This window comes from Streptomyces sp. NPDC111744 (genome assembly GCF_055634995.1).
Map to the genome: position 1 here is coordinate 1 of NZ_JBVKCG010000039.1, position 15490 is coordinate 15490.

Genomic DNA, 15490 nt, shown 5'->3' on the forward strand with positions numbered 1-15490 from the left:
CGCGCCGGTCACCAGCGCCACCGTGCCCTGCAGTCGACCTGTCATTGTCATTCCTCCATGTGTCCTGCCCACGGCCTCGGCGGCCGACGGGTCGTGCGGAAGCCGCGGCTGAGGTGCGTCCGAATGGGCACAGCCGCAGGGCAGGCCCGATAGCGACCGGAACCGGTTCCGGTTAGCCAATATAAGTGGAACCGGCTCCGGATAACAAGCCCGGACTCCGTCCGGAGTGGATCGGTGGGACCGGTTGCCGAGCGGAGTCCTCCACGGCGAAGACGTCCCCGTGCGACTGGCGACGTGTGCGTGGCCGGGCGTGTCGACGCTGGGGCGACGACGCCGGCACATGTCCCAGCCGCCCCGCAGCGGTTCGCCTCGCGCACCGGCGCGACAGCGGGGGAGGAGTGACGTACCGGGCCCTGGCAAGTGAGCGGGTCCGACGGATCCGGTGGCTGCGGGCCGTGTTGAGGTCGTGCGCACGGTTGGGCAGCACCGGCGTGCCGTGGAGCAGGACGTGATTGGTGCCGGTTTTGCGCAGGACACGCAGCAGGCCAGGCGCACGCTCGGCGATGGCTTCGTGAAGGTTCACTCCCGTGACGGACCGGACCGCCGCGCCGATGCCGCCTCCGCCGGCTCTGCACGCTACTTTGCTGAACACGGGCCGCCCGTCCGCCGACAAGATGACCTCGAGATGGAGGCACGCTGTCCGTGACCCCAAAGGCCTTGGTGACCCACGTTGAACTGGACACACCTCCCCACCAGTCCGGGATCGTCGAGAGCGACGGAGGAGCATGGCTTGCCCCTGGTGAAAGACGGCGTGGACATCCGTCGATGAACTGCTCGGCCCGGCAGTGGCTCAAGTCGACCGCGGGGTTGGCGTCGAAAGTCGCGCAACTCCGGCGCTGACGGCACGACATGGACGCCCGTGGAACCAAAGCCCGCACGGGGCTTGAGCAGCACCCGGCCGTGCTCTTCGAGTGGCAGGAGCGTCTCGACCGTTGTCCACCTTCGCCCAAGCCGCAGCCAGCAGGGCGGAGTGACCGCCTCAACGGAGGGGCCGGTATGGCGGTCGCGCAGACGCGCGGCCGGCAAGAGGCCCCTCCACACTCATCCCGGCCGCACCTGTTCGGCCAGAGCTGGCGCTGTGACCAGCGTGACCCAGTACCGATCGGGGTCGAGCCGGGGCTGCCGTCGGGCAGGCGGTACCAGTGGCAGGTGGCGCCGCATCTCGGCTCAGCACCCACCTGACACTGCTTTCCCCGGAACGCCGTCTACTCCTGGACCACCGTGGCGGTCTGGAGGCGTTTCGCGTCCTGGCCCGGCGGAGCTCCGAACATGCGCCGGTACTCGCGGCTGAACTGCGAGGGGCTGTCGTACCCGACGGCGTACCCGATCGCGGCCACGTCATGCGGTGCCGCGAGGAGGCGCAGGCGTGCCTTCTGCAGCCGCAGTTGCTTCTGGTACTGCAGCGGACTCATGGAGGTCACCGCACGGAAGTGCCGGTTGAGCGAGGAGACGCTCACGCCGACGTCCTCGGCGATTTCGTCGATCCGGATCACCTCGGCGTAGTAGGTCTTGATCCACGCGATCGCCCTGGCGACGAGGGCCGTACGGCTGTCGGCCAGGCCGATCTGCCTGACCAGGTCCCCCTGGGGTCCGTTCAGCAGGCGCCAGTGGATCTCGCGGCGCACGCCGGGTGCCAGGACCGGGACGTCACGTGGCTCGTCCAACAGACGCAGCAGCCGTACGACGGCGTCGAGCAGCCTGTCGTCGGCGTCGCTGGTCGCGATGGCCGGACCGTCGTAAGAGCGACCGGCGGCGGGGCCGGCCTCCAGCAGCAGGTGCGCGATGGTCGCGGAACTCAGCGGAAGCGCAAACCCGAGGAACGGCTCTTCGGGCGTGGCGCGAGTGATCTGCGAGGTCAGGGGGAGATCGACGGTTACCACGAGGAACTGGCCCGCTCGGTAGTCGAGGATGCGCTCGCAGAGGATGGAGCGCTTCGACCCCTGCACGACCAGGGCGAGCGTCGGCTGGGCGACCGTACCCAGCGGTTCGGTCGCGCGCTCAGTCGAAAACACCGACATCCCCTCGATCTCCGAGGGCCGTGGGCCGCCCGTGGCCAGTCGCGCGATCCGGTGACGCAGTTCTTCCAGGTGATCCACCCCACAAGTGCACCACGGGTACCTTCACGCGGCAACACAATCCCCGCAAAGTTGAGTGGATCGTGCAATGCTGCGCGCCTTTTGTTCTAGGCGATGTCGTGGCTTCGGTCTCCAATGGAGGGACGCGGGAAACGGCATCCGTGCCGTCTCGTCGCTCAGGCGAGCGCATCGCGAGGCCCGGTTGCCCGACGGATACACGGTGTGCGGGTCCGCCGTTTTCGCTCCGCACCACACCCCCATCGACTTGGAGCTCAAGGATGGCACTCGATTCCTTCGTCACACTCGGCCGCTCGGGACTGCGGGTGAGCCCGTTCACGCTGGGAACGATGACGTTCGGCGAGGATCACGGCTGGGGCTGCGGCCCGGAAGAGGCCAGCGACATCATCGCCGCCTATCTGGACAGGGGCGGCAACTCGATCGACACGGCCAACATCTACACCAACGGCCATGCGGAGAAGATCGTCGGCGACTACTTCGCCGGCCAGCACGCACTTCGTGACCGGGTGGTGCTCGGCACGAAGTTCTTCGGCAACCTGTACGAGAACGATCCCAATGGCGGCGGAGCCGGCCGTAAGGCGATCGTGCAACAGCTGGAGAACTCCTTGCGGCGCCTTCGGACCGACTACGTCGACATCTACTGGCTCCACAACTTCGACCCCGCCACGCCCATCGAGGAGACCCTCCGCGCACTCGACGACCTGGTCGGCTCCGGCAAGGTCCGCTACATCGGGTTCTCCGACATCCCCGCGTGGGCGACGGCCGAGGCGGCCACCATCGCCCGCTTCCGGGGCTGGGCACCGATCACCGCGTTGCAGCTGGAGTACTCCCTGCTCGAGCGGACCTCGGAAGGCGAGCTGATCCCCATGGCCGAGGCCATGGGCATGGGCGTGCTGGCGTGGGGGCCCCTGAAGAGCGGATTCCTGTCCGGCAAGTACTCCAGCGCCGCGACCGGCCCCGTGGACACCGCTCGCACGCAGTTGGTCGGCACCCCCGGCGAGGCCGACTACGTCGTGATCGACGCGCTCAACGCCGTCGCAGGCGACGTGGGCGCCAGCCCCGCTGAAGTGGCCCTGGCCTGGGTGCAGGGCCGTTCCGGCATCACCTCCACACTGATTGGCGCACGCCGCCTGGACCAGTTCGAGGCGAACCTCCGTGCCCTGGGCATCATCCTCACCGAGACCCAGCGTGCCGCCCTCGACGACGTGTCCGCTCCCGCGCTGAACTTCCCGGCCGACAACAACAGGACGCTGGCGCGGATGCTGCAGTTCGCGGGAGCCACCGTGGACGGGACCGCGTCGGCGGTGTCCCCGCTGCTGCGGGCCCACAGCGCCCGTTACTGACCACCGGTTCGACCTGCCCCACCACGCGGGCTCGCCCGAACCCGACGCAGTGCTGGGAGATTTCGGTGACCGTTCAGGTGCGTACCTGGGACGGTCGCACAAAGCCGCGCCTCGCCGAGGAAGTCGGACACGCGGGCATCCTCGGCGATGGCGCGCTCGAACTCGCGGTCCTGCCTCAAGGGTGCATCTCGCACACTCCGAGATCGTGCAGGTACTGCTTGAGGCTCTTGCCGTCCGCGGCGGCGGCGCGGCCGACGAACGCCCCCGCGACGCCCTCCGGTACCGTCGGGGCCACCGGCTGGCTGGTCCTCGGCGGCACCGGCGCCTCCGGGAGCCCGTCGGAGACGGCAGGCGCCGAGGGCGGCGCGACGGGGATCCGACGTACGGCTTGCGGCGCGGGCCTGCCGGGGACCACTCGGGTCCTGACGTCGCTCAGGAGTCGTCCTGGCTGAGGACCCGGGGCTCCTCAGCTCCCGGGACCCGACACGCGGGGGTCCGGTGCGGTGCCAGTGGCAGGTGCGTTCCAGCTGCTGAGGATGCGCAGGGATTCGGCTGTGGCGGAGTCCGGCTCGGGCATGTAGACACACAGCGTCTGGTTGTCGTCGCCGGGCAATTGCATGGACTCGTACGAGAAATCCAGGTCGCCGACGAGCGGGTGCCGGTAGTGCACAGCCCCGTGGGTGTGGCGCAGCACGTGGTGGTTGTTCCACCAGGTGCTGAACTCCGGAGAGTTGAGCGTCAGTTCGCCGATCAGGTCGGCTAGGCGGCGGTCTCCAGGGCAGCGTCCCGCCTCCAGGCGGAGCATGGCGACGGTCTCGCACGCGACCTGCTCCCAGTCGCGGGTGCGTTCGCGGGCCTGGGGGTCGAGCAGGTAGTAGCGGGCGAGGTTGCGCCGGGGGGCGGGCAGTGCGTCGAAGTCGGTCAGGACGTTGCGGGCGAGGCGGTTGGAGGCCAGGACGTCGGTGCGGCGGCCGAGGATGTAGGCGGGCACGTGGTCGAGGGTCTGCAGCATGAGGTGCAGGCCCTGGCGGACCCGCTGGGGGTTGACCGGGGCGCGCCGTGCGCCGGGCCGGGCGAGGAGGTCGGTGAGGTGTTCGTGCTCGATGGCGTCCAGGCGCAGGGCGCGGGCGAGGGCGGCGACCACTTCGGGTGAGGGGTGTGAGGCCCTGCCCTGTTCCAGGCGGGTGTAGTACTCGGTGCTCACGCCCGCGAGGCGGGCGGCCTCCTCGCGGCGCAGGCCGGGGACGCGGCGGGGGCGTCCGTCGGCGGGCAGCCCCGCCGACTCGGGGGTGATCCGCGCTCGGCGGGTGCGCAGGAAGTCGGCGATCTCGCGGCTGCGGTCCATACATCCAGTCTGGACCGGCCGCACAGTGCCCGCCTCCTGCTGGGTGGTACTGACAGTACCTGTCTGACCAGGGCCATCTCCGGGCGGTCCGGTCCCCTCCCGCGGTGGTCAGCTTGAAGCCAAGGAGCCGCCGCGGACGTCGGAGGCGCCCCGCTTCGAAACCCACTGATCTTCCGGAAGGTGTTATTCCATGACCACCGAGACCTCTGCCACGGCCGCCACCGAGTCCCTTCACGGCCGGGTGGCTGTTGTCACCGGCGCGTCCAGCGGTATCGGCGAGGCGTCGGCCGAGCACCTGGCGGCGCTGGGCGCGAAGGTCGCTGTGCTGGCGCGGCGCGCGGACCGGCTGGACGACCTCGTCACGCGCATCGTCAAGAACGGCGGCACCGCGGTGGCGATCGCCGTCGACGTCACCGACGCCGCCGCTGTGCAGGCCGCGGCCGACCGCGTGGAGGCGGAGCTGGGCGGCGCGGACCTGCTCTTCAACAACGCCGGCGTCATGCTGCCCGCGCCCATCGAGGAACTGCGCGCCGACCAGTGGCAGCGCCAGATCGACCTGAACATCTCCGGCCTGATGAACGTCATCGGCGCCTTCACCCCGCAGCTCGTGCGGGCCGCCGCCGAACGCGGTGTCGCCGACCTGATCAACACCTCGTCGAGCGCCGCGCAGAACCTCTACCCGACCTTCGCCGTCTACGCCGGCACCAAGGCGTTCGTCTCGCACCTGTCCAAGCACCTCCGCGTCGAGCTGGGCCCGAAGAAGGTGCGGGTCTCCGCGATCGAGCCCGGCATCGTGGGCACGGAGCTGCAGTCCCATGTCACCGACGAGGGCGCCAGCGCGTGGCTGGAGGGGTCGAAGGAGACCATCGACTGGCTCCGCTCGGAGGACATCGCACGCACGGTCGGCTTCATCGCCTCCCTGCCGCTGCGCGTCAACCTCCCGCAGGTCTTCATCATGCCGACCGCACAGCCCAGCTGACGCCAGACCGGCCTGGCCCGGGAAAAGCGCCGGGCCAGGCCGGTTGTGCGGCGGGTACGCCATCGAAATGGCGCAACGCCGGCGCGCGCGGTCCTCAGGTACGGCGCTGCCGACGTCCGTCCCGAGAACGTCCCCGACTCCGTCATCAAGTAACCCACCGACGCCCTGGTCCGGATCACCGCATCCTGTGTCTGCGGCACCGATCTGTGGCCGTACGCCTCGATGAAGCCCGGGGACGGTCCCGCCCGGATGGGACACGAGTTCATCGGCATCGCCGAGGACACCGGCTCGCGGCGGCAGGGGGTGGTCGGCGGTGGTCTTGGATCCGCGTCGCTGGTCGGAACTACGCCGGTTTCGGGGCTTGTTGGAGTCCGGGGCGATGAGCTTGTCGGAGATCGCCCGGGAGACAGGGCTGGACCGCAAGACGGTCCGCATGTACCTCGCGGGTCCGGCGACTCCGCCGCGTCGCTCGGCCAATGGCCAGTTGGTGCCCAGGAAGATCGACGAGTTCACGCCGCTGGTCGACGCGATGCTGCGGGCCGAGATCCTGATGAGGGCATCGGTGATCCACGAGCGGCTGGCCGCGGAGTACGGATTCACCGGCAACTACCAGCGCGTCAAGCTATACGTTCAACAAGCCCGCCCGAGGATCGCCGAGGAACTCGGCATCACTCCCAAGGAGTTGGCAGGGCTGCACCGCCGCTTCGAGGTCGTCCCGGGAGCTCAGGCCCAGGTCGACTGGGGCGACGAGGGCAACATCCTCGCCCACATGGGCATCCCCAAGGTCTACTCGTTCCACATGGTGCTGTCGTACTCGCGCGATCCGTTCTGCTGCTTCACCACCGGCCAGGATCTGCAGACCTTCTTCGACTGCCACCGGCGGGCGTTCGCGCACTTCAGCGGGGTGCCGATGACGATCGTCTACGACCGCACCAAGACCGTCGTGCGTCGGCATGTCGCCCCGGGCGAGGCAGTCCCGCTGCACCCCGAAGCGGTCGGCTTCGCCGGGCATTACGACTTCGACATCGACGTCCTGGCTGCCTACCGGCCTACCGGCAAGGGCCGCGTCGAGCGACAGGTCCTCATCGTCCGCGACCATGTGCTGTCCGGGCGGGCGTTCTCCTCGCTGGAGGAGATGGACGCCGCGTTCGCCGCCTGGGTGCCCAGGCGGCGGGACCAGATCCACAAGACGCACCGGGAAGTCATCGGCATCCGGGCCGCCCGCGACCACGCGGCCCTCAAACCGCTTCCGCCCACTCCATACCTAGACTAGCTAGAAGATCGGGGAAGATGCAGGCTGTTCCGGGCAACCGGTCGGCCCGATGCGTGGCTCGTACGGGCTTGGACCCCTGGTCGCCAGGTCCGCCTGGGGTGGCACCGACCTGTCCGGCGCCACAGCTGCCGACCCATTGGCCCAGCTGCTGAATCACCCACCAGCCGAACCCCCAGGCCGGCACTTCTCAAAATCAATCGCGGGGCAGCCCGTAACACGCATCCCCCGCGGACCGGCCCTGTTCCGGGCGGGACAGAGAGGGTGTTCGGCCGGAACCAGGGGACGCGCACCGGGGAGGGCCGCGACGACGGTACGGGTACCGGCGTAGGCGGGCAGCCGCCGGACGACGGTCAAGGCGGCATCGCCGACATGGTCTTCGCCGTGCTCACGAGCAGCGGTGCGTCGGCCACCGGCGTGCCGTCGGCCGGCACGGCCGAACCGATAGAAGCAGACGCCGTGGCCCACCAGCCGGACACGGTGAGCGTCTCGTCCGGGTGACCTGAACCCGGCGGAGGCGCACACGCCTTCGCTCGACAGCGGACAGCCGGACGGCACGCGCGGCGGAATGGCGGACGCGCCCGGCGCCGGCGGACCGGGCGCGTCCCGTCAAGGGCCTGTCTGCAGGGCGGTCACGCGGCTCAGCCGAGTAGCCACGGGAAGCGCCGGGCGTCAGGGCACCGGCGTGGACCCACGGCGACGACGACGGTCGCGAGACCTGGCCCAGTGCGGGAACGAACCGCCCACGGGAGGCCGCAGCTCGGTCCAGATGCCCGCGGCCGGCTCTTGGGCGCGTCGCGGGCCCGTCAGCAGTAGTCCACCGAGCTGATCGAGTCCTGGAAGGGGTAACTCAGCGTCGGCCAGCTGTAGTTGTTCTGGAAGACGCCCTTCGTGCCACCGAAATTCTTGTCGGTGAACAGGCACCAGGTGCGCCCGGAATAGTTCTGCACCGACGAGATGACGTCGTTCCAGCCCGATGGCATCGTGGCGTCTCCGGGGGAATAGAGGCTGTAGGACAGGTACGAACCGCCGTAGTTGAAGTCCTGGTAGAGATTCAGAGTGTCGCTCTGCGCCGCGGCGTGCGCCGAGGCGCCCGGAGCGACGATGAGAGCGGCTGCCAGCAGACCTGTTGCGATCGCCGAACGCCTTGCGCGTGCGCCCATGGAGAACCCCTTGTCACGAAGGAAGAGACACGCCGGCCACATGCCCCCGTCGCCCGCCGGACGGGCAGGCGTATGACTCTGACCGGTGCCGTCCTGGACGTGCGGCGATGCGATCAGGGGCGCTGTGCCGTCACGTGCGAGGCTGCACCCGTCCCAGGCGATCGGGCCGGATGTGCGGTGGTTGCGGCCAGAGTAGATCACCCAACTCATTGTTTGGTCAAGTACCTTGGTCGTCCATCAGTGATGCGCCCGCTGGCCGTGAGCGGGGTGAGGGTCGGCAGTATCATCGCGTCGTCAAGTGGCCTCGCGGGGGCTGGCTTGCTGTCGCTCGGCCGGGTCTGCACCGTCACCGGCCGGCGGGCCGCCGGGCGGCGTCACCCGCATCGGACGTGGCCCGGGGCCGGCGGCGGGATGCCGGGCCGTGCTGCCTGTCACTGGCCGCCCAGCTCCCCGACGACCGAGACACGGTGACACTCCATGCCGACCGCTCCCCTTCGTCCACACCGTTCGTCCGCGCTGCCGGCCGGCGCCCCCACGGCCGAGGCGGCCGGCCGTGGCTGGCTCAGGCCGTCGCGACGCGGCACCCGCGGCCGCCGCTCCGGATTCGGTTTCGCGCGCTGGCCGGTGGCGCCGGCCGCGGTTGGTGTGCTCGCGCTGGCCGGCTGCGGCCCCTGGCACGAGCCGGGCCCGTCTCGGGCGGCCGCGCCCCGTGCCGTCTCGGACGAGCGGATGGTGCGGCTCCTGACGAGCCTGCTGCCGCGAGGAGACGTGTCGGCTCGGCAGGGACAGGGGACCGGCGGCGGGCGAGGCCGGCTGCCGTCGGCGCGGGTGGTCCTCACCGCAGACGGGCGGGCGGCTCGAGTCGAGGTGACCGTCGGCCGCAATCCCGTGCCCGTACCCGCGATGTTCACGCAGTGCCCCGACACGGCGTATCACCCCTACAGCCGGTGCTCGGCGGTCACGCTGCCCGGTGGCACCCGCCTCGTCGAGGACCGGTCGCCGCAGGACGAGAAAAAGCCTTCCGGCCCACCGCTCCTCACCGTACTGCTGACCTACAAGGACGGCAGGCAGGTCGTCGTGTCCGAGTCCGGCGGCCCGGCCGGTGCAGGCGTGGGCCACCCCGGCTCCGCGTCCGCGTCCGGCGCACTGTCTCTGACGACAGGTCAACTGGCCGCGATCGCCACCTCGCCCCTATGGCGCCCGGTGTTCGCCGCCGTCCCGGCGCCGCCTGCCGGGCTGCGGTCACCGCGGTCGGACGCCGAGCTGTCCGGCCTGCGCATCGGCCGGATCATCGGGCGCCTGCTGCCGGCCAGGCTGCGTGCCACCCGGCCCGGCGGGTCGGAAGGCTTCGGGCACGTCGTGGTGGACGACGGCGACGGGCAGGGCCTCGTCGCCGCCAACGTCCAGCGGTGGAAGCCCGGCGATCCGGCCATGACGGCGCTGTTCGAGAAGGCACGCACCCTGGCCGACGGCACACGTGTCGTCGGCCGCAGGGAGCCGGCTCCGCACGGCGGTCCGAACGCCGTCGAGTGGACCGCCGACACCCTGAGCGAGGACGGCCTGCGCGTCGTGCTCTACGCCGTCAACGCACCGGCCTACCAGCTGGCCGCCACCCGGAAGGAGCCCCCTTTGACCACCGGGGAACTCACCCGGATCGCCCTCGATCCCGCCTGGCGCCGGGCCGTCGGGCAGTGACGCCCCCGCGCGAACCGCCGGTCCTGCTCACGCGGAAGCCGCTCGCGAAGAGTGACCGCTGCGAGTCGGGCGCAGTGCGTCGGCGAGCGGATCGGACCCGAGGAAAGCGAGCAGTTCGGTGCGGTTGGGGGCGGTGCCCGGACCGTGCCGGGTGACCGCGAGGGCGGCGGCGGCGTTGGCCGCGCGGGCCGCCGTCGACGGGGCGTGCCCTTGGCCGAGGAAGGCGAGGAAGGCCCCGGTGTGCGCGTCGCCGGCGCCGTTGCCGTCCACCACCGGCACCGGGAAGGCCGGCACGTGCACGGGAGCCGCGCCGGGCGCGGCCAGCCAGCACCCGTGCTCGTCCGCGCGTACGACGACCCCTCCGGCGGGGCGGACGCGTCCTCGGAGGACGGCTGCCGCGGACGCCGGGCCGGTGCCGCACAAGATGCGGGCCTCCCGGGCGTTGCAGCTGAGCCAGTCGGTGTGCGCGAGGACGGGACCGATGACGTCGGCGGGAATGTCGGCGACCAGTGGACCGGGGTCGAACGCCAGGGTGACGCCGGCCGGCAGCCGGGCGGCGAGGTCCGCGAGCAGCGGCCCGACCGCGGGCAGGGCGAGCAGGTAGCCGGAGAGGTGCACCACGTCCCCCGGACGCAGGGACTCCTCGACGCGGACGACGTCCGAGCGGGTCAGCTTCCGTTCGGCGCCGAAGGTGGTGACGAACGTACGCTCCTGGCCGTCGACCAGGGCGATGGTGAAACCGGTGTCCTCGTCGGTGCGCGGTGGCAGCAGCGTGGCGATGCCCTCCCGGTCCAGAGCCGCGCGGACGAGGTCGCCGTGCGGGCCGGAGCCGAGCAGCCCCGCGTAGAGGGCGCCGGCGCCCAGCCGCCGCGCGGCCGCCAGCGTGTTGAATCCGCCGCCCGCGGTGAGTTCGCTGCGCGAGGCGAGGACGTCGCCACCGCGTTCGGGGAGCCGGGGGACGTCGACGACCAGATCGGCGATCACGTTGCCGACCAGCACGAGACGGGCGTTCACCGGCGACTTCGCCGCGCAGGGGAGGCGGTCACGGCGGAGCGGGCGGGCCGCCCGTGGGGCCGGCGCCGGGACAGCAGGCGGTGCACCAGTGCCGCACACCCCATGGAGATGGCCCATCCCAGTCCGTTCGTGCCCGCCCAGGTGTGCGCGAGAGGACCGGCGAACCACACGTCGTCGGCACTGGCGGCGGCCTCGGTGAACAGCAGTCCGACGACGATGGCGGCCGTCCAGGCCGCGACGGCCGGAAGCGCGAAACCCGCCGTGTACCAGTAGGCGCTGCTGCTGGTGCGGTCCATGAGGGCCTCGGCGTCGTAGTCCCGCCGGTGCGCCGAGTCGACGAGGACCACCCCGATCCAGGCCGAGATGGGCACCGCCAGCAGGGTGAGGAAGGTGGTGAAGGGGCCGTAGAAGTCGTGGGCGACCAGAGTGAGGTAGACACCGCCCAGGAACATGCAGGCGACGTCGAGACCCACGGCGAGCGGCCGCGGCACGCGCAGGCCTAGGGTGATCATGGTCAGGCCGGCCGAGTACGTCGACAGGTGGTTGGACATCAGCAGCCCGCCGAACGAGGCGATCAGGTACGGGACGGCCATCCAAGACGGCAGCAGCCCGTTCAGGGCCGAGACGGGATCCGCGTTCCGGGCGAGCGCGGGGTCGCCCGCGGACAGCAGGGAGCCGAGGGAGACGAGCAGGACGAGAGGGATGCCCGCGCCGGCGGCCGAGGCCGTGACCAGGCGCCTGCCCGGAGTCGGGCGGGGCAGGTAGCGGGCGTAGTCGGCACCGGCGTTGGCCCAGCCGATCCCCGTGCCGGACGCGATGAACCCGATTCCGGCGATGATTGCGCTGAGCGGCCCGGCCTTGGCGTGCGCGACCTGCGACCAGTCGACGGAGCCGATGAGGAAGCCGATGACGACGAGGTTCAGGACGCCGAAGGCGGCAGTGGCCCACTTGTTGATCCACATGATGGTGGCGTGGCCGAGGCCGGCGATGAGAAGGGTGCACGCGATGAACGCCACCAGACACAGCAGGGTGAGCGGGCCGGTACGGCGCAGGCCGAAGAGGTGGTGGAGCAGGGCCAGCAGCGCGTAGGCGGCGGTGGTCGTCGTGATCGTCTCCCACCCCACGCGGCTGAGCCAGGTGATCAGCGTCGGGCCGGCGTTGCCCCGCTGCCCGAACACCGCTCGGGACAGCGTCAGGGCGGGAGCGCCGCCGTCCTTCCCGGCGATGCTCAGCACGCCGACGAGGGCGAACGAGCCGACCGATCCGATCACGGCGACCAGGACGGACTGCCATGTGTTCAGGCCGCGGAAAGCCACCAGCGCCGCACCGAGGGGCAGTCCGAGAATGCTGATGTTGGCGGCGAACCACGTCCAGAACATCTGGCCGGGTCCGCCGTGCCGTTCCTCGTCCGGTACGGGTTCGATGCCCCGGGTCTCGACGGTCCCGGCTCGCTCACTCGTAGTCGAGGCGACCACGCCGGTCCTCCTTGCGTGTTGCTTGCGGGTGCTTGACGCCGGGCCCCTCGTCGCCGTCCGTCGGGCACGGCGGCACCGGGGCCTGGGTGGCCGCCGTCAGCGCAGGCTGAGCAGGCGGCTGGTCAGGGGGTGCAGATCGAGGGCGTTGACGGCGCGCACCGTCCGCACGGCCTCCTCGGGGAGCGCGGACAGCCCGTGCGCGGCTCCGGCGACGGCGCCGGTGACGGCACCGATGGTGTCGCTGTCCCCGCCGAGCTGCGCGGCGGTCAGCGCGGATCTCCAGGGATCGCCCCGGTCCAGGGCGAGGACGGCGAACGCCGCGGGGATGGACTCCTGGCTCTGCACACTGGTGCCGACCAGCGAATTTATCCGGTCGAGCGCCTCGGCGCGCGGGCGTCGGGTGACGAGCGCGCAGGCCCATTCGATGCGGGCGGCGATGTCGGCGCCGGCCACCCAGCGTCCCCGTGACGCTCCCGCGCGGGCCGCGGCCACGGCGGCCGCGATGGCGTCGTCGGTGTCACCGCCGTCGACACCGGTGCTGACGGCGGCCGCCACCGCCGCTGCCGCCGCTATGCCGACGCTCGTGCCGTGTGTGACCTGGCACGATTCCACGACGCGGTCCAGGAAGGCGTCGAGCCGCTGGGTGCGGAAGGCGATGCCGATCGGGGCGACGCGCATCGCCGCCCCGTTCGTGGTCCCGTACCGCCCGCTCTCCTCCGGCGGGACACCGCGGGCCAGTGCCCGCAGCGCGGCCCTGGTGGAGGGGCCGAGCAGATCCAGGGACCCCTTCGCCCGCATGGCCCGCTCCCATGCGGCCAGTTCCTCCGCCAGGCGCCGTGGGTCGAGCCTGCCGCCCCCTTCGACCAGGAGACGTCCGAGGATGACGGCCTGGTCCGTGTCGTCGGTCACGGAACCGGCCGGCATCCCAGCGCTGACGGGGTTGGCGGGATCCGCCGCCACGAACCCCGTCAGCGGTCCGTAGACCCGGGCCACGTCCTGCCGGGACATGGACTGGGTGGGCATGCCCAGGGCGTCGCCGAGGGCAAGGCCGTACATGGCGCCGAGCGCACGGTCGAGCCGCGGGGACAGGTGCGTCACAGGTGGCCTCCCGGCCGGGGATTGCATGGTCTTCGGAGCGGGGAGGGCCCAGGAGACGTGCGGACTGCTGGTGTCATCGGTACCGGCCGGGCCGGCAGGGCGACGGACTGCACGGCAAGCCTCTCCCGGCGGGCGGCGGACGGCCACGACCAAGGTTCTTCCACGTGCTAGGCCCAGCCTCCGGCGCGCCCCGGCGCCGCCGACCCTTCAGGCCTCACAGGGGTGTTCGCGCGCGCGGCCCGTGACCGGTGGCTGCCTCCGGCGCCCGGCGAGCACCCGTACGACGCCTTCCGGCCCGTTGCGCGAAGTGCGGCGGGGCGTAACCGGGCGCGTGCGCAACGACCTGCCGCGCGCAGCCCGGCGGTGACGGGGTGGGGTGACGCGCGGACGGGTGCCCGGCAGCAGGCGGTGCCCGGGTCCGGTCCGGGCGCGGCGACCGGGTACTCTGGCTGGCTCGACGCGTGCCTCGAGGTGACGTCGCCGGTGACCGCCGTCCCCTTCCCGTATCGACGGGTCCCGGTGCCGGTCGCGGCCCGCGGCGCCGACCGGGGGCGCCGGGTTAGCGCCTGGGCGGCCGGGCGTTTCCGGCGCGGCCGACCACGGCCACGAAGCGGGACCGCGGCAGCCATGTGTGCACCGCCGCCGGCCGGCACGGCACCGGCGGCCCGTGCCCTGCCCGCACGCGTCCGGCGCGCAGAGCGCACACGTATGCCCAGGACACCGCCGGTCGCGGTGTCCTCCAGGTGACGTACGTCAGTGACCCGCGCTCTGGCCACCGTCGACGTGCAGGATCTCGCCGGTCACGAAGGGGGCGTTCTCGAGGTAGACCACCGCGTCCGCGGCGTCCTGGATCTCGCCCATCCGGCCCACCGGGTGCATCGCGCCCAGCGTCTCGTGGTACTCCTCCGGGTGCATGGGCGTCTTGATGACGCCCAGGGCCACGGCGTTGCTGCGGATGCCGCGGCCGGCGTACTCGATGGCCAGGGCCTTGGTCGCGGACTGCAGGCCGCCCTTGGTCAGGGAGGCCAGCACCGAGGGCAGCTCCGAACTGGCGTGGTCGACCAGGCTAGTGGTGATCTGGACGACGTGCCCGCCGCCCTGGCGGAGCATCTGCGCGACGGCCAGCTGCGTGATGCGGAAGAAGCCGGAGAGGTTGACGCCGGTGACCGCGTCGTAGTCGGCCCGCGTGTACTCGTGGAAGGGCTTGGACACGAAGATGCCCGCGTTGTTGACCAGGCTGTCGACGCGGCCGAAGCGCTCGATCGCGGCGCTCACCACGCGCTCGGCGGTGGCCGGGTCGGCGATGTCGCCCTGCACGGTCAGGACGTCGGCGTCCTGCGAGGGCTGGATCCCGCGGGAGGTGGCCACGACGGCGTAGCCCAGCTTGCGGTAGGCGTCGACCACGCCGGCGCCGATGCCCTGGGACGCGCCGGTGACGATGGCGACCTTCTGTGCGGGTGTGCTCATGGTGATACTCCAGAGGTGTGGGGGTCCGTTCACGGCGTTGCCGTCGACTGCTCCCCAATATAGACGACCGGTCGACAATAGGCCAGTGCGCGGAAACGGAAGCGATCCGCCGCTCGGCCAGGTGGTCGGGCGCCGCAGATCCTGCGGGCGTTGTTCACGCTGCCGGTGCGACGGAGGTCCTTGTCGTGGTGATCGGCGGCGTGCCGGCCGAGCCTGGCCAGCAGGTCGGCCGGGCCGGAGGTGGTGAGCCCCCCACCGCGATGGCGGTGCCGTGGCGTTGCGGCGGTCGTCGAAGGATCGGAGCCGGCGTCTGCGCGGGGTTCCTGGCCCAGACCGGTGCAAGAGGCCACGTGGACAGGGGAAACGCAACTTCGACAGGGGCCACGGAGACAGCTACCTTCACCGGGTCTTCGGCGATCGCCCACGGTCGCGTGGGAGTTACTGCAAGCTGAGCCACACCCATGACGGGATGAGCTGGTCAGGCACCG

General features: G+C 71.5%; 13 protein-coding genes and 1 pseudogene. 7 read left to right on the forward strand and 7 right to left on the reverse strand.

The features are described 5' to 3' along the window. Positions 1-496: 496 nt before the first annotated feature. On the forward strand, positions 497-706 hold the full coding sequence (locus tag ACZ7OO_RS41480) for a hypothetical protein (protein WP_471512586.1): 210 nt from the start codon (positions 497-499) through the stop codon (positions 704-706). Between the two features lie 559 nt (positions 707-1265). On the opposite strand, the gene ACZ7OO_RS41485 is transcribed toward ACZ7OO_RS41480, so the two are convergent. Beyond that, positions 1266-2078, reverse strand: coding sequence for an AraC family transcriptional regulator (locus ACZ7OO_RS41485; RefSeq protein WP_471512618.1), 813 nt, complete (start codon positions 2076-2078; stop codon positions 1266-1268). 335 nt (positions 2079-2413) lie between these two features. Between ACZ7OO_RS41485 and ACZ7OO_RS41490 the strand changes: the two genes are divergently transcribed. Next, entirely contained in the window at positions 2414-3496 is a 1083-nt protein-coding gene (locus tag ACZ7OO_RS41490) for an aldo/keto reductase (protein ID WP_471512587.1), read from the forward strand. Between the two features lie 466 nt (positions 3497-3962). Here ACZ7OO_RS41490 and ACZ7OO_RS41495 read toward each other — a convergent pair whose 3' ends face one another. Further along, positions 3963-4841, reverse strand: coding sequence for a helix-turn-helix transcriptional regulator (locus ACZ7OO_RS41495; protein WP_471512588.1), 879 nt, complete (start codon positions 4839-4841; stop codon positions 3963-3965). Between the two features lie 190 nt (positions 4842-5031). On the opposite strand from ACZ7OO_RS41495, the gene ACZ7OO_RS41500 reads away from it, so the two are divergent. The 4 genes and pseudogenes from ACZ7OO_RS41500 (at position 5032) to ACZ7OO_RS41515 (ending at position 7591) form a co-directional block, all read left to right on the forward strand. Next, a complete protein-coding gene (locus ACZ7OO_RS41500) occupies positions 5032-5820 on the forward strand; it encodes an SDR family oxidoreductase (RefSeq protein ID WP_471512589.1) in 789 nt (262 codons plus the stop codon). Between the two features lie 165 nt (positions 5821-5985). Next, positions 5986-6114, forward strand: a pseudogene (locus ACZ7OO_RS41505) (alcohol dehydrogenase catalytic domain-containing protein); the annotation flags it as partial. Between the two features lie 85 nt (positions 6115-6199). Then, positions 6200-7093: an IS21 family transposase gene (gene istA, locus ACZ7OO_RS41510; RefSeq protein ID WP_471512590.1), complete on the forward strand. Its 894-nt coding sequence runs from the start codon at positions 6200-6202 to the stop codon at positions 7091-7093. Between the two features lie 261 nt (positions 7094-7354). Further along, positions 7355-7591 carry a hypothetical protein gene (locus ACZ7OO_RS41515; protein WP_471512591.1) on the forward strand — a complete coding sequence of 79 codons (237 nt, stop codon included), beginning with the start codon at positions 7355-7357 and terminating at the stop codon, positions 7589-7591. Positions 7592-7896: 305 nt separating this feature from the next. Here ACZ7OO_RS41515 and ACZ7OO_RS41520 read toward each other — a convergent pair whose 3' ends face one another. Next, on the reverse strand, positions 7897-8253 hold the full coding sequence (locus tag ACZ7OO_RS41520) for a peptidase inhibitor family I36 protein (RefSeq protein WP_471512592.1): 357 nt from the start codon (positions 8251-8253) through the stop codon (positions 7897-7899). A 477-nt stretch (positions 8254-8730) separates the two neighbouring features. Between ACZ7OO_RS41520 and ACZ7OO_RS41525 the strand changes: the two genes are divergently transcribed. Next, the gene (locus tag ACZ7OO_RS41525) at positions 8731-9948 is read left to right on the forward strand and encodes a hypothetical protein (RefSeq protein WP_471512593.1); all 1218 of its coding nucleotides are present in this window, start codon (positions 8731-8733) and stop codon (positions 9946-9948) included. Positions 9949-9975: 27 nt separating this feature from the next. On the opposite strand, the gene ACZ7OO_RS41530 is transcribed toward ACZ7OO_RS41525, so the two are convergent. From ACZ7OO_RS41530 to ACZ7OO_RS41545, 4 genes are all read right to left on the reverse strand, one after another. Beyond that, the gene (locus ACZ7OO_RS41530; RefSeq protein ID WP_471512594.1) at positions 9976-10962 is read right to left on the reverse strand and encodes a PfkB family carbohydrate kinase; all 987 of its coding nucleotides are present in this window, start codon (positions 10960-10962) and stop codon (positions 9976-9978) included. Then, positions 10959-12437, reverse strand: a complete 1479-nt coding sequence (locus ACZ7OO_RS41535; RefSeq protein ID WP_471512595.1) for a purine-cytosine permease family protein — start codon at positions 12435-12437, stop codon at positions 10959-10961. Before ACZ7OO_RS41535 ends, ACZ7OO_RS41530 begins: the two co-directional genes overlap by 4 nt. A gap of 96 nt (positions 12438-12533) precedes the next feature. Further along, a complete protein-coding gene (locus tag ACZ7OO_RS41540) occupies positions 12534-13493 on the reverse strand; it encodes an ADP-ribosylglycohydrolase family protein (RefSeq protein WP_471512619.1) in 960 nt (319 codons plus the stop codon). Between the two features lie 795 nt (positions 13494-14288). After that, the gene (locus ACZ7OO_RS41545; protein WP_471512596.1) at positions 14289-15002 is read right to left on the reverse strand and encodes an SDR family NAD(P)-dependent oxidoreductase; all 714 of its coding nucleotides are present in this window, start codon (positions 15000-15002) and stop codon (positions 14289-14291) included. Between the last annotated feature and the right edge of the window lie 488 nt (positions 15003-15490).